The sequence below is a fragment of the Streptomyces sp. NPDC014801 genome, assembly GCF_043082085.1.
Lineage (GTDB): Bacteria > Actinomycetota > Actinomycetes > Streptomycetales > Streptomycetaceae > Streptomyces.
Map to the genome: position 1 here is coordinate 181952 of NZ_JBIBXG010000005.1, position 19382 is coordinate 201333.

The following is a 19382-nucleotide window of genomic DNA, read 5'->3' on the forward strand; positions in this document are numbered from 1 at the left end:
GAAGCGGCGGGAGGGGCGCAGGTGACCACGTCCACGCGGAGCGCGACCCGGCTGGTGAGCCGGGAGATCACCACGGGGGAGACGCTCGGCGAGGTGGAGCTGTCCACCCCCGACGCGGTGGCCTCCGCCGCCCGGCGGGCCGCGCACGCGGCGCCCGGCTGGGCGGCCACGCCCGCCGAGGAGCGCGCCGCGGTCGCCGACCGCGCCGCCGGCCTGCTGCTGGAACGCGTCGACGAGGCGCAGGAGCTGCTCGTGCGGGAGGGCGGCGCGATCCCCGGCAAGGCGTTCTTCGAAGTGCACCTGGCCGCGCAGGAGCTGCGGCACGGCGCCCGCCTGGCCCGCGACGGCGGCCCCGCGCACCCGCCCGGCGACGACCCCGGCCGCACCGCCCACGTCACCCGCGTCCCGCTGGGCGTGGTCGGCGTGATCGTGCCGTGGAACTTCCCGCTGCTGCTCGGCATGCGCTCGGTCGGCCCGGCGCTCGCCCTCGGCAACGCCGTCGTGCTCAAACCCGACCCGCACACCCCGCTCAGCGGTGGCCGGCTCTTCGCGGAGGTGTTCGCGCAGGCCGGGCTCCCGGACGGGGTGCTGCAGGTGGTGCACGGCGACGCGGAGACCGGCAGCGCACTGGTGCGGGCCGCGCAGGTCGACATGGTCTCCTTCACCGGGTCCACCGAAGTGGGCCGCGACATCGGCGCCGCCTGCGGCCGGCTGCTGAAGCGGGCCGTGCTCGAACTCGGCGGCCAGAACGCCTATGTCGTCCTCGACGACGCCGACGTGGAACAGGCCGCCGCGGCCGGCGCCTGGGGCTCCTTCCTGCACCAGGGCCAGATCTGCATGTCGGCCCGCCGCCACCTGGTGCACCGCGCGATCGCCGAGGAGTACACGCGGGCCCTCGCCCGGCACGCCGCCGCCCTGCGCGTCGGCGACCCGCACCGCGAGGACGTCCAGATCGGCCCGGTGATCGACCGCGGCCGGCTCACCGCCGTCGCCGCCGCCGTCGAACACGCCGTCGCCCAGGGCGCCCTGCTGGTCACCGGCGGCCGGCCCCGGTCGCCGTACTACCCGCCGACGGTGCTCGCGGGCGTCACCGAGCACATGGACGTCTTCCACACCGAGGTGTTCGGGCCGGTCGCCACCGTCACCCCGTTCACCGACGACGCCGACGCGGTCCGCCTCGCCAACACCTCCGACCACGGCCTGACCGCCGCCGTCTACACCGGCGACACCGCCCGCGGCGAGCGCCTCGCACGGCAACTGCGCTGCGGCGTCACCCACGTCGGCGACCAGACCGTCGTCCAGGACGCCGGCCTGCCCTTCGGCGGCGTCGGCGCCTCCGGCAACGGCTCCGGCTTCGGCGGGCAGGCCGCCCTGGAGGCGTTCACCCGCTGGCGGACGCTGACCACGAGCGCCCCGCCGCGCACCTATCCCTTCTGACCATCCCTCACGAGGAGTTCGCGTGGCCGCAAAGGTCGAGCTCGTGCCCCAGGTGGCGGACCCGCCCGAGGGCACCGTCGTGTTCCTGATCGGCATGCGGATCAACAGCCTCTGGAAGGTGCACCGCTGGCTGCCGTCCTTCCTGGCGATGATCCCGATGCTGGTCGAACTGAACAAGCAGCAGGAGTACGGCTTCCTGGGCGCCCGCACCTGGATCGGCCGCACGGTGGTCGTCGTCCAGTACTGGCGCGGCATGGACGAGCTCATGACGTACGCCCACGACACGAACGCCGCCCACCGCCCCGCCTGGGCCCGGTTCAACCGCGCCGTCGGCGACAACGGCGCGGTCGGCATCTACCACGAGGCGTACGTCGTCGACCCGGCGCGCACGCACACCGTCTACCGCAACATGCCGCCCTTCGGCATCGCCCGGGCCACCGCGAGCGTCCCGCAGCGCTCCGCCCCGGCGCAGCGCGCGAGCGGCTCCCGCGGCGGCAGCTGACACGAGCGGAGAACAACGTGACGACGACCCCGGGCCCGGTACGGGCCGGACAGGACGTCCAGTGGCGCCGGTGCGCGTCCTGCGGCGCCTTCATCTACGGCAAGCGCCTCGACCGCAACCGCAAGGTCTGCCCCGAATGCCAGTTCCACTTCCGCATACCGCCCGACGTGCGGATCGACCAGCTCGCCGACCCCGGCAGCTTCGAGGCGTTCCCCGACCCCGGCCCGCCGCGCGACCTGCTGGGCTTCACCGACAGCAAGCCCTACCCGGAGCGGCTGCGGGACGCGCAGGCCCGCACCGGGCGCGCCGACGCCGTCCTGGCCGGGCGGATGACCGTGCGCGGCCGGCCCGTGATCACCGTCGTCCTCGACTTCAGCTTCATGGGCGGCAGCATGGGCACCGTGGTCGGCGCGGCCGTCGCCGCGGCCGCCCGCACCGCGCTCGCCGAGCGCACCCCGCTGCTGCTGGTGGCCGCCTCCGGCGGCGCGCGGATGCAGGAGGGCGCGCTGTCGCTGATGCAGATGGCCAAGACCGCCCAGGCGATCGCCGCCCTGCGCGAGGCCCGCGTGCCGGTGGTCAACCTCAACACCGACCCCACGTTCGGCGGGGTCAGCGCCTCCTTCGCGATGCTCGGGGACGTCGTCCTCGCCGAGCCGGGCAGCCTCATCGGCTTCGCCGGGCCGCAGGTCATCCGCAACACCATCCGCCAGGAGCTGCCGGCCGGCTTCCAGAGCGCGGAGTTCCTGCTGGAGCACGGGATGATCGACGGGGTCGTCCCGCGCGAGACCCAGCGCGAGACACTGGCACGGCTGCTGACCCTGCTCGGCCCGTCCGTGCCGGAGCTGCCCGAACCCACCGCGCCCGAGGGCGAGTTCCTGCTCACCCGCCCGGTGCCGGCCGTGCGCACCACCCGCGAGACCGTCGCCCTGGCCCGCACCATCGACCGGCCCACCACCGCCGAGTACATCGGGTACGTCTTCGACGACTTCGTCTCCCTGCACGGCGACCGGGCGCACGGCGACGACCAGGCCCTGCTCGGCGGCCTCGCCCGGTTCGGCGGGCAGAGCGTGGTCGTCCTCGGCCACCAGAAGGGCCACGACACGGCCGAACTGGTGCGCTCCAACTTCGGCATGCCGCACCCCGAGGGCTACCGCAAGGCGCTGCGCCTGATGCGGCTCGCCGACCGGTTCGGGCTGCCGCTGATCGCATTCGTCGACACCCCGGGCGCCTTCCCCGGCATCGAGGCCGAGGAGCGCGGGCAGTCCGTCGCCATCGCCGAGTGCATCCTGGAGCTGTCCCGGCTGCGCGTCCCGGTGGTCTCCGTGGTCACCGGCGAGGGCGGCAGCGGCGGCGCCCTCGCCCTCGGCGTCGCCGACCGGGTGCTGATCCTGCAGAACGCCTACTACTCGGTGATCAGCCCCGAGGGCGCCTCCACGATTCTGTACGGCACCGCCGAGCACGCCGGCCGCGCCGCCGACGCGCTCCGCCTGACCGCGTCCGACCTGCTGCGGCTCGGCGTCGTCGACGGCATCGTGCCGGAACCGCCCGACGGCGCCCACACCGCGCCGCACACCACCGCGCTGACCCTGAAGAGCGCCCTGGCGCACACCCTCACCCCGCTGCTCGGCCGCTCCGGCGAGCAGCTCGTCGCCGCGCGACGCGAGCGGTTCGACCGCTTCGGCGACCTGGACCTGCAGCCCGTAGTGGACTGGGAGAACGACGATGAGCACTGAGGCGACCACGACCACCCCGGCCGTCGAGCCGACCGTGGAGGAGCTGCGGGCACAGGCCCGGCTGCTGGCCGGCGAACTCCCCGGCACCCTGCGGCGGATCACGCTGCGGGCCGGCGCGATCAGCGTGGACGTGGAGTGGGAGACCACCCCCGCCCCGGCCCCCGCTCCCGCGGCCCCTGTCCCCGCCGGCGCGGCGGCGGCCCCCGCGGCGGTGTCCGCCGAGACGCCCGCGCAGGGCACGGCGGACGCCGCGCCCGCGGACGTCGTCCGGGTCGGCGCGCCCCTCGTCGGCACCTTCTACCGGGCCGCGAGCCCCGGCGCGGAACCCTTCGTGAAGGTCGGCGACACCGTGGAGGCCGGGCAGCAGCTCGGCATCATCGAGGCGATGAAGCTGCTCAACGCCATCACCGCCGACGTCAAGGGCACCGTGCAGGCCATCCACGTCCCCGACGGGGAGGTCGTGGAGTACGCGCAGCCGCTCATCGACCTCGTCCCGGCCGGCTGAGGCGGGGCGCATGTTTGACAAGGTGCTCATCGCCAACCGCGGCGAGATCGCGCTGCGGATCATCCGGACCTGCCGCGACCTCGGCGTGCGCACGGTCGCCGTGTACTCCACGCCGGACGCCGACGCCCGCTTCGTCCAGGCGGCCGACGAGGCCGTGCACATCGGGCCGGGCGCACCCACCCGCAGCTACCTCAACATCCCCAACATCATCGGCGCCGCCGTCAAGACCGGCGCCGAGGCCATCCACCCGGGGTACGGATTCCTCTCCGAGGACCCCTACTTCGCGGAGATCTGCGCCGACGACGGCATCACCTTCATCGGCCCGCCGCCGGAGGTGATGGAGAACGTCGGTGACAAGGCCACCGCCCGCAAGCTGATGACGGCGGCCGGACTGCCGCTGCTGCCGGGCACCACCGAGCCGGTCGACTCGGTGGAGGCGGCCGAGGAGATCGCCCGCGAGATCGGCTACCCGGTCGTCATCAAGGCCGCCGCGGGCGGCGGTGGGCGCGGCATCACCGTGGTGCGCCGGCCGCAGGACCTGCGCGAGGCGTACACCACGACCCGGGCGAGCGCCCAGGCGGTGTTCAAGAACAGCGCCGTGTACATCGAGCGCTATCTGCCCCGCACCCGGCACATCGAGATCCAGGTGCTGTGCGACGACCACGGCGGCGCCGTGCACCTCGGCGAGCGCGACTGCTCGGTGCAGCGCCGCCACCAAAAGCTCGTCGAGGAGTCCCCGGCGCCCGGGATGAGCGAGAAGCTGCGCACCCGGCTCGGGGAGGCGGCGGTCGCCGGGGCGCGCGCGGTGGGCTACCGGGGCGCCGGCACGGTGGAGTTCCTGCTGGAGCCGGGGGAGACGGGCGAGGACGCCTTCTGGTTCATGGAGATGAACGCCCGCATCCAGGTGGAGCACCCCGTCACCGAACTCGTCACCGGGGTCGACCTGGTGGCCGAGCAGCTGCGGGTCGCTTCCGGCATGCCGCTCACCGTCACCCAGGACGACCTGAGCCTGCGCGGCCACGCCATCGAGTGCCGCATCAACGCCGAGGACCCCGCGCGCGGTTTCGTGCCGACCCCCGGCCTGCTGGAGAACTACCGCGTGCCGGGCGGCCCGTGGGTGCGGGTGGACACCGACTACGTGCCCGGGGCGCGGGTCAGTCCCTACTACGACTCGATGATCGGCAAGCTCGTCGTGTGGGGGCCGGACCGGGCCACGGCCCTGGACCGCGCCCTGCGCGCCCTGGGCGAGTTCGAGGTGTCGGGGCCCGGCGTGCACACCACCATCGGGCTGCACCAGGAGATTCTCGGCCATCCGGAATTCCGCCGCAGTGGCGTCACCACGGATTTCCTGGAACGCCACTTCGCTCTCTGAGGAAACAACCGCGGGCGCGGTGATGGAAATTCGTGATCGCCGTATTCGGCAATTCGCTCATCCGCGCCTTTACTTGACCCCGGACGAATCCAAGAGTGGGTGGTATGTCTGCTCACCCGACCACGAGCCACCCCTTGCGCGTCGTCGTCTCCAGCGTTTCCTCGGATGCGCACATGTGGAATCTCGTCCATCTGCACCTGCTGCTCGAAGAGGCGGGACACGAGGTGACCAATCTCGGCGTGTGCCCGCCGGACGCCACCGTGATGGACGCCTGCCGCGGCCCGGGCCGGCCCGATCTGCTGGTGCTCAGCACCGTCAACGGGCACGGCCACCTGGACGGGCTCCGGCTGATCCGCGCGATCCGCCGCGACGCGGAACTCGCCGGACTGCCCGTCGTGATCGGCGGCAAGCTCGGCGTGCGCGGCGGGGACGGCGAGGGCTTCGGCCGGCGCCTGATCGAGGCGGGGTTCCAGGCGGTGTTCGACGAGTCCGAGAGCACGCCCGAGCGGATGCTCGCCGGCTTCACGGACTTCCTGACGGCCCTCGCCGAGGACATCGCCGCCACCCGCCCCCACGCCGCGGACGCCACCACGGCCCGCCCGCCTGTCGCGGGCACCGCCACGGCCCGCCCGCACACCGCGGACGCCGCCACCGCCCGCGCCGAGGACGCCCCCGCCGGGCTGCCGGTCGCGCTCGGAGCGCGCTGATGGCCTCCTTCGCCGGCTTCGTGCGCGGCGCGGCCGCGGCCGGCCGGCTCGTCGTCCAGCCCCGCATGGGCTTCGGCACCGTGGAGCGGATGCGGGCCGGACTGACGGCCGTACGCGACTGCCGGGCCACCGCCGTCGGCACCGTCACCCTCGACAGCTACACCCGCGTCGGCGACCACGCCTCGGCCCGCCGCGCCCTGCGCGAGGGCGCCGACCTCAACGGCTTCCCGCTCCTCGCGCACGGCGCCGCCGCCGTACGGGACCTGCTGGACGCCGCCGGCCTCCCGGTGCAGGTACGGCACGGCTCGCCGCTGCCGCTGGACCTGTTCCGGGTGATGACAGCCGCCGGCGTGGACGCCACCGAGGGCGGCCCGGTGTCGTACTGCCTGCCCTACGGCCGGGTCCCGCTCGCCGAGTCCGCCGACGACTGGGCCCGCTGCTGCGACCTCGCCGCGAGCGCGCCCCGGCCGATGCACCTGGAGACCTTCGGCGGCTGCATGCTCGGCCAGCTGTGCCCGCCCTCCCTGCTGGTGGCGCTGAGCGTGCTGGAGGGCATGTTCTTCCGCGAGCACGGCGTCGCCTCCGTCTCCCTCAGCTACGCCCAGCAGGTCCACCCCGGCCAGGACCTGGAGGCCCTCGCGGCCCTGCGCACCCTGGCCGGCGCGTACCTGCCCGACGTGGACACGCACCTGACGCTCTACACGTACATGGGTGTCTTCCCGCGCACGCCGATCGGCTCGTTCCGGCTGCTGGAGGACAGCGTCCGGCTCGCCGTGCACAGCGGCGTGGAACGGCTCGTCGTCAAGACACCCGCCGAGGCCCGCCGTATCCCCACCGTCGGGGAGAACGTCGAGGCGCTGGAGTTCGCCGACGCGATCGCCCGGCAGGCCGCCGCCGACTGCGCCCGCGACCACTGCCCGCCGCCGGCCGGCACCGGGCTGCTCGACGAGGCCCGCACCCTGGTGGAGGCCACCCTCGAACTCGGCCGCGACGTCGGTGCCGCCCTGGTCGCCGCGTTCGCCCGCGGGGTCCTCGACGTGCCGTACTGCCTGCACCGCGACAACGCGGGACGCTCCCGCGCGGTGATCGACGAACGCGGCATGCTCGGCTGGTCACGGGCGGGCGGCATGCCCGTGCGGGTGCGCCGCACCGACGCCGACTGCGCCGCCCCGGTCACCGCCCGCTGGCTGACCGCCATGCTCGCCCACAACGAGCGCCGCTACGACCGCGAGGACCTGGTCGGCGCGCTGCTGCGGAGCGCGGCATGAGCGCCCGCACCCTGCTCGCCGACACCCTGGCCGCCGTCCGCCGGCGCGGCGCCGTGCGCGCCCTGGTCTCCCAGGGCCAGCCCGGCCTGTCCGCCCGCACCGCCGACGGCCGCTGGCAGGGCCTGGACGCCGACGTGGCCCGCGCGGTCGCCGCCGCCGTCCTCGCCGACCCCGAGGCTGTCGACTGGTGCCCGGTGGGTCCGGCCGAGCGGCTGAGCCGACTGGCCGGCGGCGACGCGGACCTGACGGTGTGCAACGTCAGCTGGACCATGGGCCGCGAGGCCGCGCACGGCCTGCTGTTCGCCGGGGTCACCTGCTACGACGGCGAGGGCTTCCTCGTCCCGGCCGCCTCCGGCGTCGACGACCCGGCCCAACTCGCCGGCCGCCGCCTCGCCGTGCACGCCGGCACCACCACCCCGGCCAACCTGGCCGCCTGGTACCGGCCGCGCGGCCTCGCCGTCGAACCGGTCGCCCACGACACCCCGCAGCGGGCGCTGGCCGCCTACGCCGCCGGTGAGTGCGCCGCGTACGTCCTGGACAAGGTCGCGCTCGCCGGGGCCCGCCGCACCCTGCCCGACCCGGGCGCGCACCGGATCCTGGCCGCCGAGATCTCCCGCGAGCCGATGGCCGCCGTGGTGCGCGACGACGACCCGCGCTGGTTCCGCGTCTGCCGCTGGGTGCTCCAGCTGCTGTTCGCCGCCGAGTACGAGAGCCACCGCCACGGGGTCGTGGGCCGCTACGCCGTCGCCCACCAGGCGGGCCGGCACGGACCCGCCGCCGGCCTGGACCCGCTGTGGGCCGCCCGGGTGCTGGACGCCGTCGGCAGCTACGCCGAGCTGTACGAACGCAACCTCGGCCGGGCCTCCGGGCTCGACGTGCCCCGCGGCCCGAACGAGCTGTGGACCCGGGGCGGACTGCACTACGCCGTGCCCCTGCACTGACGACGCACCAGGAATGAGGTACCGACCGTGACCCCACCCACCCCCCGCCCGCGCGGATCGCGGCAGGCCAGAGGAGCCCTGGAACTCACCGCGGCCATGGTGCTGTCGGGCACGCTGGGCGTGTTCGTCGTCGAGTCGGGCGTGTCCAGCTTCACCGTGGTCTTCTTCCGCTGCCTCTTCGGCGCGCTCGCGCTCGCCGCCTACTGCCTGCTGCGCGGGCTGCTGCGGCACCACGGCTTCACCCGGCGCACCCTCGCGCTCGCGGTGCTCGGCGGGGTGTGCATCGTCTTCAACTGGGTCCTGCTCTTCAGCGCCTACGGCCGGACCTCGATCTCGGTGGCCACCGTCGTCTACCACACCCAGCCGTTCTACGTGGTGCTGCTCGGGCTGCTGTTGTTCAAGGAGCGGCTCGACCGGCACCAGGCCGGCTGGATCCTGCTCGCCTTCGCCGGGGTGCTGCTGGTCGCCGACCTCGGCTCCGCCGACGGCCCCGACGGCGCCGGCTACCTCCTCGGCGTCGGCCAGGCGCTGCTCGCCGCGCTGCTGTACGCCTTCGCCACGGTCATCGCCCAGCACCTGAAGTCCGTACGGCCCGAACTGACCGCCCTGGTCCAGGCGACCGTCGGCATCCCGCTGCTGCTGCCATTCGCGCACTTCGCGCAGACCGCGCACCTCGGCGCCCGCTGGGGCTGGCTGGTGGGCCTCGGCGTCATCCACACCTGCCTGATGTACATCCTGCTGTACGCCTCGTACCAGAAACTGCCCACGGCGCGGATCGCCGTCCTGTCCTTCGTCTACCCGGCCGTGGCCATCTGCGTGGACTTCCTCGTCTACGGCCACCGCATCACGCCGCTGCAGGCCCTGGGCGTCCCGCTGATCGCCGCCGCCGGACTCGGCGTGAACCTCGGCTGGCGGCTGCTGCCCACGGCCCGCCGACGGCCCCCGGCGGACGGGACGCCGGCCCCCGCGCTCACCCGGATGGGAGACACCCGATGACGTTCGTCAACGACCCCCACGCCCCGCGGATCGCCGTCGTCGGCGCGACCGGGGCGGTGGGGCACACCCTCATCGAGCTGATCGCCTCGCGCGGGCTGCGCCACCGCGGCGTGCGGCTCGCCGCGTCCGCCCGCTCGGCCGGCCGCCGCCTCGACGTGGACGGCGCCACCGTCGTCGTGGAGGACCTCGACGGGTTCGACTTCTCGGACGTGGACCTCGCGTTCTTCTCCGCCGGGACGTCCGTCAGCCTCAAGTGGGCCCGGTCCGCCGCCGCGCAGGGCGCGCTGGTCATCGACAACACCAACGCCTTCCGCATGGACGACGACACCCCGCTGGTGGTGCCCCAGGTCAACGCCCACGTGGTGACCGGCCGCCCGGCGAGCGGCATCATCGCCAACCCCAACTGCTCCACCATCCCGCTGGTGCGGCTGCTGACCACCGTCCAGGAGCGCTGGGGCATCCGCCAGGTCGTCGTCAGCACCTACCAGGCGGCCTCCGGGCAGGGGCAGCACGGCATCGCCGAACTGCGCGAGGGCAGCGAGCTCGCCCTGCGCGACCCCGGCGCCGAACTGCCCGCGGAACGCTTCAGCGCGCCGCTCGCCTTCAACGTCGTGCCGTTCATCGACCGGCTGCTGGAGAGCGGGTTCACCCTGGAGGAGCAGAAGATGCTCCAGGAGTCCCGCAAGATCCTCGGCCTGCCGCACTTGGACGTCACCACCACCTGCGTGCGGGTGCCCGTCGTCACCGGCCACTCCGAGGCGGTGTGGGTGGAGGCCGCCGAGCCCGTCGACCGCACCGAACTGGTCGAGCGGCTGGCCGCGCTGCCCGAGGTCACCGTGCACGACCGCGAGGCACCCGGTGGCTTCCCCACCCCGCTGACCGCGGGCGACCCCGACCATGTGCACGTCGGCCGGGTGCGCGTGGCGCCGCACAACCCGCGCGGCTTCTGGCTCTGGCTGGTCGCCGACAACCTGCGCATCGGTGCTGCCCTGAACGCCGTCCAGATAGCCGAGAACATCCTCGAACGGGGGCTGCTGTGAGCGACGCCGCGATCCTGAAGTTCGGCGGTTCCACCTTCCGCACGCACGCCGCCTACGACGACCTGGCGGCCGGCCTGGAGGCCCGGCTGGAGCGGGAGAAGCGCCCGCTGGCCGTCGTCGTCAGCGCGATGCAGGGCGAGACCGAGCAGTTCCGCAGCCGGCTGCACGAGGTCAACCCGCACCCCGAGGACGCCACCTCGGCCGGCATGCTCGCCACCGCCGACCTGATCAGCGCCCACTTCCTGGCCACCGCCCTGCACCGCCGGGGCCGCAGCGCCACCGTGCTCGCCGGGCACCAGGTCGGCCTGATCACCAACTCCTCCTTCCTGTGGGCGCGGGTCATCGAGACCGACCCCGGCCCGCTCAGCCGCACCCTGGGCGAGCACGAGGTCGTGGTGGTGCCCGGCGGGCAGGCCGTGGACGCCCAGGGCCGGCCCACCTGGCTCGGCAAGAACAGCTCCGACCTGTCCGCCATCGCCGTCGCCCGCGCCGTCGGCGGCGGGGCCTGCGAGATCCACTCCGACGTCGACGGCATCTACACCTCCGACCCCCACCTGGTGCGCGGCGCACGGCTGCTGCCGCGGGTGTCGTACAACATGGCCGCCCTGATGTCCCTGTACGGCGCCAAGGTGCTGCACCGGCGCGCCGTCCAGCTGGCGCTGCGGCACGGCATCGAGATCGTCTGCCGCTACAACCGGGCCCCGTTCTCCCGCGGCACCACCATCAGCCGCGAGGGCGACCAGATGGCCGCGATCGTCTTCAACCAGCGGTCCGTCGTCCTCGGTTACGCCGACGACGAGACCGCCGACCTCGCGCACGGCGTCTTCCACACCGCCGGCATCGACACCGTGCGGCTCACCGACGGGCCGCGGGTCGCCGTCGTCGGCGGCTACGTCGACCTGGAGGCGGTGCAGCGCCGGCACGGCCTCGACCCCGGGCGGCCCCTCGGCGTACCCGTGGCCGAGATCCGCGGCTCGAAGGTCACCACGCACATCGCGGCCGACGGCGAGGACGCCCTGCACCTGGCCCAGCGGCTGCACGACCGGCTGGACCTGCCGGCCCAGGACCGGGCACCGCAGCCCCACCTCGCGGGAGTGTGAACGAACGTGACGTACGCCGACATCGCCCTGCCCGACGCCGTGCGCGACGCGGTCGGGGTGCAGCTGAGCCTGCTGCCCGACCCGTGTCTCGACGTCGACCGGGCCCTGACCCGCTACCACCAGGTCTTCGCCGCCCTGCCCACCGAACTGCTCCAGCAGGTGCTGGACTTCGGCCGGCACAACGACACACCCGGCCTGATGCTGGTGCGCAACCTCCCGGTCGACGAGCACCTGCCGCCCACCCCCGCCGACGGCCGGCCCGCCGGCGGCCGCGACACCTTCGTCGCCGAAGGGGTGCTGCTGGGGCTGACCGGACTGCTCGGGGAACCCCTCGGCGTCCTCACCGAGAAGGACGGCCGCCTCGTCCACGACGTCGTCCCGGTCCGCGAGGGCGCCCGGGAGCAGACCAACCAGGGCTCCGCCGTCTTCCTCAACTTCCACAGCGACATCACCTACGACCCGACCGGCCGCTACGACATCGCCAACCCCGACTTCCTCGTCCTGAACTGCCTGCGCGGCGCACCCGGCGACGACGCCGTCACCTACTACGCCGACGCACGCGCCATCGCCGCCGCGCTGCCCGAGCGCACCGTCGAGACGCTGCGCAGCCCGCTGTTCCGGCTCAACGCCCCCGGCAGCTACACCCGCACCGCCGCCGACGGCGCCGACGTCTGGTCCGAACCGGTCCCGCTGCTCAGCGGCGCCCCCCGGTTCCCGGAGATCGCCGTGTCCGCCAACGGGGTGCGGCCGCTGACCCGGGGTGCCGAGGACGCCCTTCGCGCGCTGAAGGAGACCTGCCGGGCCGTCGCCGACGAGGTCAGGCTGCAGGCAGGCCAGGCGCTGCTCATCAACAACCGCAAGGGCGTCCACGCCCGCTCCACCTTCCGCGCCCACTACGACGGCCGGGACCGCTGGCTGCAGCGCACCTACATCCGCCGCAGCCTGTGGAGCGTGCGCTACCGCGCCACCCCCGAGGACCGGCGCGTCCATTTCTGACGGGCATGGCGCGGACCGACTGCCCTAGGCTGAACGGGAACACATGGACGACGAAGCGTTGTGGCCATACGGGGGTGGGGAGTTGACGGACGGCGTGCCCCACCTCGGCGAACTCGCGGTGACCGCCTACGGCGTCGCCCTGGACAGGGGCCGCTTCCACGACAAGGAGATCGCCGCCGCCCTCGGCGAGGACGTCGGCCGGGTCGAGGAGGCGCGCAAGGCGCTGCAGGACCTGCACCTGCTCAGCCCCACCGTCCCCGGCCGGCCGGTGGTGCCGCTCGACCCGGAGATCGCCGAGGCCCAGCTGATCTCCCCGCTGGAGGTGGCGATCGCCCGCCGCCGGCGCGAGATCGGCCGCGTCCACCAGGAGCTGCGCACCCTCGCCGCCGACTACCGGGCCCGCCGCGGCGGGCCCGCCGGCGACGTGCCCATCACGGTGTACGACGACGTCGACGAGGTGCGCCGGGAGATCGACCGGGCCCGCTACGGCTGCACCAGCGAACGCATGAGCCTGCAGTCCGGCGGCGGCCGGCCCCCCGAACTGCTGGAGGCCGACCGGGAACACACCCTGGAACTGCTGCGCCGCGGGGTGCGGGTGCGCATCCTCTACCAGCACACCGCCCGCACCAGCCTCGCCACCCGCACCTATGTGCAGGAGGTCACCCGGCGCGGGGCGGAGGTGCGCACCGTCGGCGAACTCTCGGAGCGGCTCATCATCTACGACCGCAAGGTCGCCTTCATCCCCAAGGAGCAGAACGAACGGCGGCCGCCCGGCGCGGCCGTCGTCAGCGAGCCCACCGTCGTCGGCTATCTGTGCCGGTCCTTCGAGACCGTGTGGCAGATCGGCCGGCCCTTCGAGGTCGACGGCCAGCCCGCCGAGTACCAGCAACTCGCCGAAGAGGTGCGGATGTCCATCATCCGGCTCATGGCGCTGGGGCTGAAGGACGAGGTCATCGCGCGCCGGCTGGGCATGGCCGCGCGCACCTGCCGCCGCCACATCTCGGCCATCATGGAGGAGATGGGCGCGGTGAGCCGCTTCCAGGCCGGGCTGATGATCGGCCGTCAGGGCCTGCTGACCGACGACGACCTGTCCGGCGCGGCGGAAAACGGAACGACCACCGGGGATTGTGGCCGCTAACGGACGCCCCTGACCGAAACAAGACAGCGGCCGGACATGGAAATGCGTACCTCCCCGGTGATTCCCTGAGATGAGAAATTCCGTCCGGTGTCGGCCCAGGCAGGGAGAGGACATGGATATCAGGCAGCTGGCGGCGTTCCACAAAGTGGCGACGCTGCTCAGCTTCTCGCGGGCGGCGACGGAGCTGAAGTACGCGCAATCCAGCGTGACCAGCCAGATAAAGGGGCTGGAGATGTCCCTCGGGGTGGACCTCTTCGACCGCCTCGGCGGCCGGGTCCAGCTCACCGAGGCCGGGCAGCGGCTGCTGCCGTACGCCGAGCAGATGCTGGCCCTGGCCGGTGAGGCGCGCGGCGCGACCATCGGCTCCGAGGAGCCGTCCGGCGTGCTCACCATCGGCTCGATGGAGAGCATCACCTCCTACCGGATGCCGCCGCTGCTGGAGTTCTTCCACCACCGCTACCCGGCCCTGCACATCGTGCTGCGGCCGAGCCTGTGCGCCGAGACCTGCCACGCGCTGCGGCAGGGCATGTTCGACATGGGCTTCCTGATGGAGGCGGAGACCCGGCACCCCGGCGTGCAGACCGAGGTGCTCGGCTCCGAGCCGCTGACCGTGGTGGCCGCGCCCGACCACCCGCTCACCCGGGTCGCGAAGGTCACCACCGACGAACTGCGCCGCACGCAGGTCATCTCGGCGGAGGCCGGCTGCGCCTACCGCGAGCTGTTCGAGGCCGAGCTGAACGACGGCACGGGGGAGGCGCTGCCGTTCCTGGAGTTCGGCACGATCGAGTCCATCAAGCGCGGGGTGGCCGCGGGCCTCGGCATCTCCCTCCTGCCGTCGGCGTGCGTCGCCGACACGCTGGCGGCGGGCACGCTCGTCGAACTCGACTGGGACATCCCCTTCGAGGTCCACACCCAGCTCGCCTGGCGCCGCGGCAAGAACCTCACCCGCGAGATGCGCGCCTTCGTCGACCAGACGATCCGCTTCCTCGCGGAGGAGTACGGTAGGTAGCCCCGCCGGGGTCAGGCGGCCGCGCGCGGAGGACACGGCCCCCTGACCCCGCAGGCGGCCCCTCCCGGTCTCCCGCGGAGACGGCCTGCCTCTCGCGGTTTCCCCGCACGCTCCCGCGCCCCCGGCTCCGGTGCGCACCCCGGACTCCCACCCACGTTCCCGCGCCCCCGGCTCCGGTGCGCGCCCCGGGCTCCCACCCACGTTCCCGCGCCGCCGGCTCCTGTGCGCACCCCGGGCTCCCGCCCCGCGTCCTCGATCTCGGGGACGCAGCACGACGGCCCTCCCGGACATCGGGAGGGCCGTCGGGGGAGCGGGACCTGTCAGGGGGCCGGGGCCGTCGACGGGCGCAGGCCGCGCAGGGTGTCGGTGAGGACGGCGATGTGGGCGTCGACCGTCTTCAGGCCCATGCCCATCGTGCTCAGACACAGATGCGTCGCCCCCAGGTCGCGCCAGCCCGTGACGAAGTCGCCCCAGGCCGACTCGGGGACCTGGGCCAGCTTCAGACGGGCCTCGAAGCCGAGGGCGGACGGGTCGCGGCCCGCCCGGTGGGCGTAGGACCGCACCCGCGCCACCATCGCGCGGGACGTCTCGTCCGGCGGCCCCTGCGGCAGCCAGCCGTCGCCCAGCTCGCCGGCCCGGCGCAGCACCCGCTCCGCGTCGCCGCCGAACCAGACGGGGATGGTGCCCCGCGGCGGCCGCGGCAGGATCCCGGCGTCCCGCACCCGGTGCCAGCGCCCCTCGAAGGTGACCGTGGGCTCCGCCCACAGCGCGCGCAGCAGTTCCACCTGCTCCGCGCAGCGCGCCCCGCGGTCTCCGAACGCCGTGCCCAGCGCCTCGTACTCGACCGGGTTCCAGCCGACGCCCACGCCGAGCCGCAGCCGGCCCCCGCTGAGCACGTCCACCTCGGCGGCCTGCTTGGCGACCAGCGCGGTCTGCCGCTGCGGCAGCACCAGCACCCCGGTGGCCAGCTCCAGCGTCCGCGTCACGCCGGCCAGATAGCCGAACAGCACGAACACCTCGTGGAAGAGGTCCTCGCTGGTGTAGCCGCGCCACCCCGGCCGGTGGGCCGTACCCGCGCCCAGCACGTGGTCGAAGGCGACCACGTGCCGGAAGCCGGCCTCCTCCACCGCCTGGGCCCACGCCCGGACCGCTCCGGGGTCGGCGCCGATCTCCAGGTGCGGGAACACCGCACCGATCCGCATGTTCCGGTGGTTCTCCATCGTCCGGCCCGGTTATCCGATCCCGGCCAGACCCCAGCCGTCGTCCTCCCCGGACGCGGTCCGCCCGTGCACCGCAGCGGTGACATCCACCATGGGAACCTCCTCGTCGTTCCGTGCCGGCCGATCCGGCCGCCGTCCCACCCTCCTCACCGCACCCGCCCCCGGGGACCCCCCGAGAGGCCCTTCCCCGCACTCCGTCACACCGGCGATGACACTGCGTCAAGTGCTCTGTCAACCGGGAGAACTGACGTAGTACCCGGCCGGAGCTGACCAAGTCCGCCGGCCCGAACGCGCTGGACAGGACCCCCGCGCGCCCGCTCACTAGCGTCGGCCGGGACCGAACACCCCGCACGCCCCTCGCCCGCCGCGGCGGCCTGCCCCCGGAGATGCCCATGAGTTCCGCGGAAGACCGGCTCGACGTGATCGAGACCTGCACCAGGATGCTGTGGTACGTCGACCTGCGCCAGTGGGACGCACTGCCGGCCGTGCTCGCCGAGAAGGTGGCGCTGGACTACACCAGCCTCTTCGGCGGCGAACCGGCCGTCCGCGCCCGCGAGCAGGTCATCGCCGACTGGTCCGCCGGCCTCGGCCACCTCGAGGCCACCCAGCACCTGATCGGCAACCAGCTCGCCGACGTGCGCGGCGACGAGGCGGTGGTGACGGCCCACTTCCAGGCCACCCATGTGCTGCCCGTCCCGCACGGCTCGCCGACCTGGACGCTCGGCGGCCGCTACCGCTTCGAGCTGGCCCGCACCACCCGCCCCGAGGCGGCCGGCTGGCACATCACCGGCCTGGTGATGACGGCCCTGTGGGCGGACGGCAACCAGCAGATCATGACCGCCCCGGACAGCCCCAAGGAGACGACATGAGCGAGACCACCGAGCACACCCGGGACGTCGCCAAGCGCTGGTTCTCGGCGCTCACCAGCGGCGACTTCGGCACCGCCCTCGGCCTGCTCGCCGACGACGTCGAGTGGATCAACTACCGCCCGGTGCCCGGCTACAACGACGACATGAAGTGGATCGGCACCCTGCACAGCCGCGACGCGGTCGCCGAGAGCGTGCAGGTCTTCGCCGGCCAGTGCGACGTGATCTCCGAGGAACTGCTCGACCTCGTCGTCGAGGGCGAGCGCGCCGCCGGTGTGATCCACGAGATCTCCCGGGTGAAGGAGACCGGCCTCGAGTTCGAGATCGTCTTCACCCACTGGCTCACCGTGCGCGACGGCCGCATCGTCCGCTGGGAGTCGCACACCGACCCCTCGCCCATCATCGCCGCGCTCCGCGGCGACGACCCGAAGGCGTCCCGGTGAGCGCCGAGCTGATCGCCGCCGTACGCGCGCGCAAGACGGAGGAGGTGCGGCGGCTGCTGGCCGCCGGCGCCGACGCGAGCACCCGGGAGACCGGCTCCGGCCTGACGGTGCTGATGATCGCCGCCGGCCAGGCCGACCCGGCGACCGTCGGCGCCCTCATCGCCGCGGGCGCCGACGTGCACACCGCGGACAGCCGGGCCGGCGCCACCGCGCTGCACAAGGCCTGCCAGGGCGGCGACCTGGACGTCACCCGGCAACTCGTCGAGGCCGGCGCCTTCGTGGACGCCGTCGCCCCCACCACCGGGCACACCCCGCTGATGGACGCCCTGTGGTACAAGTTCCCCGACCTGGTGGAGTACCTGCTCGCGCAGGGCGCCGGCCTGAAGCTGCACACGCACTACGGCTTCTCGCTCGAGGAGCACTTCGCCTACGAGCTGAACGTCAACACCTTCGGCAAGGACAAGCTGCTGCGTGCCGAGCGGCTGCTGCAGGAGCGCCGCGAGAGCGACGCCCGCGCCGTCGAGGCCCAGCCGCTGATGGCCGCCGTCGCGGAGGGCGACACCGACCGGGTGCGCGAACTCCTCGCCGCCGGCGCCGAGGTGGACGTCCGCCACCCCATGCTCAACGGGTTCAACGACGCCCACACCCCGCTGCTGGTCGCCGCCCGCGACGGCCACGCCGAGATCGTCCGGCTGCTGCTCGACGCGGGCGCCGACATCAACGCAGTCGAGCCCTGCTTCGGCGCCGTGCCGCTGCACAAGGCCGTCTACAACGGGCACGCCGGCATCACCCGCGACCTCGTCGCCCACGACGGGATCGACCTGGACTTCCAGGGCGCCACCAACGGCTACACCCCGCTGCACGACGCGCTGTGGCACGGCTACGCCGACTGCGTCACCGCGCTCCTCGACGCCGGGGCACGCCTCGACCTCGTCGGCCACGACGGCAAGACGCCGCTCGACCTGGCCACCGAGGTGTTCGGCCCCGCCGACCCGCTGACCGAGCGGATCGCGGCACTCGCCGCGGTCTGACCACCGCCCGCCCGATCCCCAGGGGGATCCCATGCTGTTCTACGTCCAGATGCGCTGGAACCACGAGGGACGCATCTCCCTCGACGAGCTGTGGGACCTCGAGCGCGAGGAGGCCGAGCACGCCCAGGAGACCATCGACTCCGGGTTCTGCGTCGGCATCTGGAAGGTCGCCGCGCAGAAGCGTGTGATCGCCATCATCGACTCCCCGGACGCCGAGGAACTCGACCGCACCGCGCTCGGCCGGCTGCCGATGCGCGAGTACCTGGAGTTCGAGGAGGTCTGGCCGCTGCGCGACTACCTCGGCTTCGCCGAAGACGTCAAGAAGGCCTACAAGGTCTGACCCCCGCGCCGCCCGGAGGCCGCCATGATCCACCAGTTGATCTTCGCCCACCCCAAGCCCGGGATGTCCGAGAAGGAGTTCCAGGACTACTGGGTCGACGTGCACGCCGTGCAGTACGCGAGCAAGATCCCGCAGATCAAGAAGTACCTCATCGACACCCGCATCCCCTTGGGCCCGGAGCCCGACGACCCGCTGTGGAGCGGGATAGCCGAGATCTGGCTGGAGAACGAGCAGGAGCAGCTCGCCTCGCTGCAGACCCCCGAGTTCCTCGAGGGCGCGCGGCTGGACGAGCCGCGGTGGGCCGCCTTCTGGCGCACCGTCGTCCTCGACACCGACGCGCACGTGCTGCGCGCAGGCGACCACCCGGCCCCGCCCGAGGGGGTCAAGCTCGTGCTGCTCGCCAAGCGCAGCAACGGCACGAGCGTCGAGGCCTTCCGCTACCGCAGCCTCGGCGCCCACGCCGAGCAGATGCTGGACGTCCCCGGACTGCGCCGCTACCTGCAGTGCTTCACCCGGGACGGCGCCTACGCCATCGGCGAGGCGCTCCTCGACGCCGCGTACCTGCTGTCCTTCGACAGCGTCGAGGCGCTCGAGAAGGCCGTGGACTCCCCGCAGTTCGCCGCGGCCGTCGAGGACCTGAAGCAGTTCGTGGAGCCCCGCTATCTGCACCGGATGGCGGTCCGCGAGCACTGGGTCATCGGCTCCGAGAACAGCTGAGCCCGGGCGCCCCCGCCCGGC

General features: G+C 73.6%; 20 protein-coding genes. 19 read left to right on the plus strand and 1 reads right to left on the minus strand.

Annotation, left to right across the window (positions count from 1 at the left end):
• Positions 1-21: 21 nt before the first annotated feature.
• The 14 genes from ACF1AL_RS13095 to ACF1AL_RS13160 all read left to right on the plus strand — a co-directional run bounded on the left by ACF1AL_RS13095 (position 22) and on the right by ACF1AL_RS13160 (position 14744).
• On the plus strand, positions 22-1437 hold the full coding sequence (locus ACF1AL_RS13095) for an aldehyde dehydrogenase family protein (RefSeq protein WP_391825942.1): 1416 nt from the start codon (positions 22-24) through the stop codon (positions 1435-1437).
• Between the two features lie 22 nt (positions 1438-1459).
• Positions 1460-1939 carry a DUF4188 domain-containing protein gene (locus ACF1AL_RS13100; protein WP_366836168.1) on the plus strand — a complete coding sequence of 160 codons (480 nt, stop codon included), beginning with the start codon at positions 1460-1462 and terminating at the stop codon, positions 1937-1939.
• A gap of 17 nt (positions 1940-1956) precedes the next feature.
• On the plus strand, positions 1957-3672 hold the full coding sequence (locus tag ACF1AL_RS13105; RefSeq protein ID WP_391821329.1) for an acetyl-CoA carboxylase carboxyltransferase subunit alpha: 1716 nt from the start codon (positions 1957-1959) through the stop codon (positions 3670-3672).
• On the plus strand, positions 3662-4177 hold the full coding sequence (gene accB, locus ACF1AL_RS13110) for an acetyl-CoA carboxylase biotin carboxyl carrier protein (protein WP_391703176.1): 516 nt from the start codon (positions 3662-3664) through the stop codon (positions 4175-4177). The genes ACF1AL_RS13105 and accB overlap by 11 nt, the downstream gene beginning before the upstream one ends.
• A 10-nt stretch (positions 4178-4187) precedes the next feature.
• Positions 4188-5549, plus strand: a complete 1362-nt coding sequence (gene accC / locus ACF1AL_RS13115) for an acetyl-CoA carboxylase biotin carboxylase subunit (RefSeq protein ID WP_384207817.1) — start codon at positions 4188-4190, stop codon at positions 5547-5549.
• A gap of 104 nt (positions 5550-5653) precedes the next feature.
• Positions 5654-6256: a cobalamin-dependent protein gene (locus ACF1AL_RS13120; RefSeq protein ID WP_391825943.1), complete on the plus strand. Its 603-nt coding sequence runs from the start codon at positions 5654-5656 to the stop codon at positions 6254-6256.
• Positions 6256-7524 carry a methylaspartate mutase gene (locus ACF1AL_RS13125; protein ID WP_391825944.1) on the plus strand — a complete coding sequence of 423 codons (1269 nt, stop codon included), beginning with the start codon at positions 6256-6258 and terminating at the stop codon, positions 7522-7524. Before ACF1AL_RS13120 ends, ACF1AL_RS13125 begins: the two co-directional genes overlap by 1 nt.
• Complete coding sequence (locus tag ACF1AL_RS13130; RefSeq protein WP_366836162.1) at positions 7521-8465, plus strand: transporter substrate-binding domain-containing protein; 945 nt, start codon at positions 7521-7523, stop codon at positions 8463-8465. Before ACF1AL_RS13125 ends, ACF1AL_RS13130 begins: the two co-directional genes overlap by 4 nt.
• Positions 8466-8492: 27 nt before the next feature.
• Positions 8493-9461, plus strand: a complete 969-nt coding sequence (locus tag ACF1AL_RS13135) for a DMT family transporter (RefSeq protein ID WP_391825945.1) — start codon at positions 8493-8495, stop codon at positions 9459-9461.
• Positions 9458-10501 carry an aspartate-semialdehyde dehydrogenase gene (locus tag ACF1AL_RS13140; protein WP_391780573.1) on the plus strand — a complete coding sequence of 348 codons (1044 nt, stop codon included), beginning with the start codon at positions 9458-9460 and terminating at the stop codon, positions 10499-10501. The genes ACF1AL_RS13135 and ACF1AL_RS13140 overlap by 4 nt, the downstream gene beginning before the upstream one ends.
• Positions 10498-11601: an aspartate kinase gene (locus ACF1AL_RS13145; protein WP_366836159.1), complete on the plus strand. Its 1104-nt coding sequence runs from the start codon at positions 10498-10500 to the stop codon at positions 11599-11601. The genes ACF1AL_RS13140 and ACF1AL_RS13145 overlap by 4 nt, the downstream gene beginning before the upstream one ends.
• Before the next feature lie 6 nt (positions 11602-11607).
• The gene (locus ACF1AL_RS13150) at positions 11608-12597 is read left to right on the plus strand and encodes a TauD/TfdA family dioxygenase (RefSeq protein ID WP_391825946.1); all 990 of its coding nucleotides are present in this window, start codon (positions 11608-11610) and stop codon (positions 12595-12597) included.
• 43 nt (positions 12598-12640) lie between these two features.
• On the plus strand, positions 12641-13735 hold the full coding sequence (locus ACF1AL_RS13155; protein WP_391825947.1) for a LuxR C-terminal-related transcriptional regulator: 1095 nt from the start codon (positions 12641-12643) through the stop codon (positions 13733-13735).
• Between the two features lie 112 nt (positions 13736-13847).
• Complete coding sequence (locus tag ACF1AL_RS13160) at positions 13848-14744, plus strand: LysR family transcriptional regulator (protein ID WP_391825948.1); 897 nt, start codon at positions 13848-13850, stop codon at positions 14742-14744.
• A gap of 320 nt (positions 14745-15064) precedes the next feature.
• On the opposite strand, the gene ACF1AL_RS13165 is transcribed toward ACF1AL_RS13160, so the two are convergent.
• Positions 15065-15946: an LLM class F420-dependent oxidoreductase gene (locus tag ACF1AL_RS13165; RefSeq protein ID WP_391703200.1), complete on the minus strand. Its 882-nt coding sequence runs from the start codon at positions 15944-15946 to the stop codon at positions 15065-15067.
• A gap of 410 nt (positions 15947-16356) precedes the next feature.
• On the opposite strand from ACF1AL_RS13165, the gene ACF1AL_RS13170 reads away from it, so the two are divergent.
• From ACF1AL_RS13170 to ACF1AL_RS13190, 5 genes are read left to right on the plus strand one after another with little or no spacing between them, the layout of a single operon-like run.
• Positions 16357-16833, plus strand: coding sequence for a nuclear transport factor 2 family protein (locus ACF1AL_RS13170; RefSeq protein WP_391825949.1), 477 nt, complete (start codon positions 16357-16359; stop codon positions 16831-16833).
• Positions 16830-17273, plus strand: coding sequence for a nuclear transport factor 2 family protein (locus ACF1AL_RS13175; protein WP_366836153.1), 444 nt, complete (start codon positions 16830-16832; stop codon positions 17271-17273). Before ACF1AL_RS13170 ends, ACF1AL_RS13175 begins: the two co-directional genes overlap by 4 nt.
• Positions 17270-18304 (plus strand): ankyrin repeat domain-containing protein, encoded by a 1035-nt coding sequence (locus ACF1AL_RS13180; protein WP_391825950.1) that lies wholly within the window; start codon positions 17270-17272, stop codon positions 18302-18304. The genes ACF1AL_RS13175 and ACF1AL_RS13180 overlap by 4 nt, the downstream gene beginning before the upstream one ends.
• 31 nt (positions 18305-18335) lie before the next feature.
• A complete protein-coding gene (locus ACF1AL_RS13185) occupies positions 18336-18644 on the plus strand; it encodes a muconolactone Delta-isomerase family protein (RefSeq protein ID WP_366836151.1) in 309 nt (102 codons plus the stop codon).
• Positions 18645-18668: 24 nt separating this feature from the next.
• A complete protein-coding gene (locus ACF1AL_RS13190; RefSeq protein ID WP_391825951.1) occupies positions 18669-19361 on the plus strand; it encodes an EthD domain-containing protein in 693 nt (230 codons plus the stop codon).
• The last annotated feature ends 21 nt before the right edge of the window (positions 19362-19382 follow it).

Excerpts from the sequence above, each read along its gene's own strand:
- ACF1AL_RS13190 (WP_391825951.1), top strand. The coding sequence starts at position 18,669 with ATGATCCACCAGTTGATCTTCGCCCACCCCAAGCCCGGGATGTCCGAG.
- ACF1AL_RS13140 (WP_391780573.1), top strand. The coding sequence starts at position 9,458 with ATGACGTTCGTCAACGACCCCCACGCCCCGCGGATCGCCGTCGTCGGC.
- accB (WP_391703176.1), top strand. The coding sequence starts at position 3,662 with ATGAGCACTGAGGCGACCACGACCACCCCGGCCGTCGAGCCGACCGTG.
- ACF1AL_RS13155 (WP_391825947.1), top strand. The coding sequence starts at position 12,641 with ATGGACGACGAAGCGTTGTGGCCATACGGGGGTGGGGAGTTGACGGAC.
- ACF1AL_RS13125 (WP_391825944.1), top strand. The coding sequence starts at position 6,256 with ATGGCCTCCTTCGCCGGCTTCGTGCGCGGCGCGGCCGCGGCCGGCCGG.
- ACF1AL_RS13175 (WP_366836153.1), top strand. The coding sequence starts at position 16,830 with ATGAGCGAGACCACCGAGCACACCCGGGACGTCGCCAAGCGCTGGTTC.
- accC (WP_384207817.1), top strand. The coding sequence starts at position 4,188 with ATGTTTGACAAGGTGCTCATCGCCAACCGCGGCGAGATCGCGCTGCGG.
- ACF1AL_RS13165 (WP_391703200.1), bottom strand. The coding sequence starts at position 15,946 with ATGCGGATCGGTGCGGTGTTCCCGCACCTGGAGATCGGCGCCGACCCC.
- ACF1AL_RS13130 (WP_366836162.1), top strand. The coding sequence starts at position 7,521 with ATGAGCGCCCGCACCCTGCTCGCCGACACCCTGGCCGCCGTCCGCCGG.
- ACF1AL_RS13170 (WP_391825949.1), top strand. The coding sequence starts at position 16,357 with ATGAGTTCCGCGGAAGACCGGCTCGACGTGATCGAGACCTGCACCAGG.
- ACF1AL_RS13160 (WP_391825948.1), top strand. The coding sequence starts at position 13,848 with ATGGATATCAGGCAGCTGGCGGCGTTCCACAAAGTGGCGACGCTGCTC.
- ACF1AL_RS13185 (WP_366836151.1), top strand. The coding sequence starts at position 18,336 with ATGCTGTTCTACGTCCAGATGCGCTGGAACCACGAGGGACGCATCTCC.
- ACF1AL_RS13120 (WP_391825943.1), top strand. The coding sequence starts at position 5,654 with ATGTCTGCTCACCCGACCACGAGCCACCCCTTGCGCGTCGTCGTCTCC.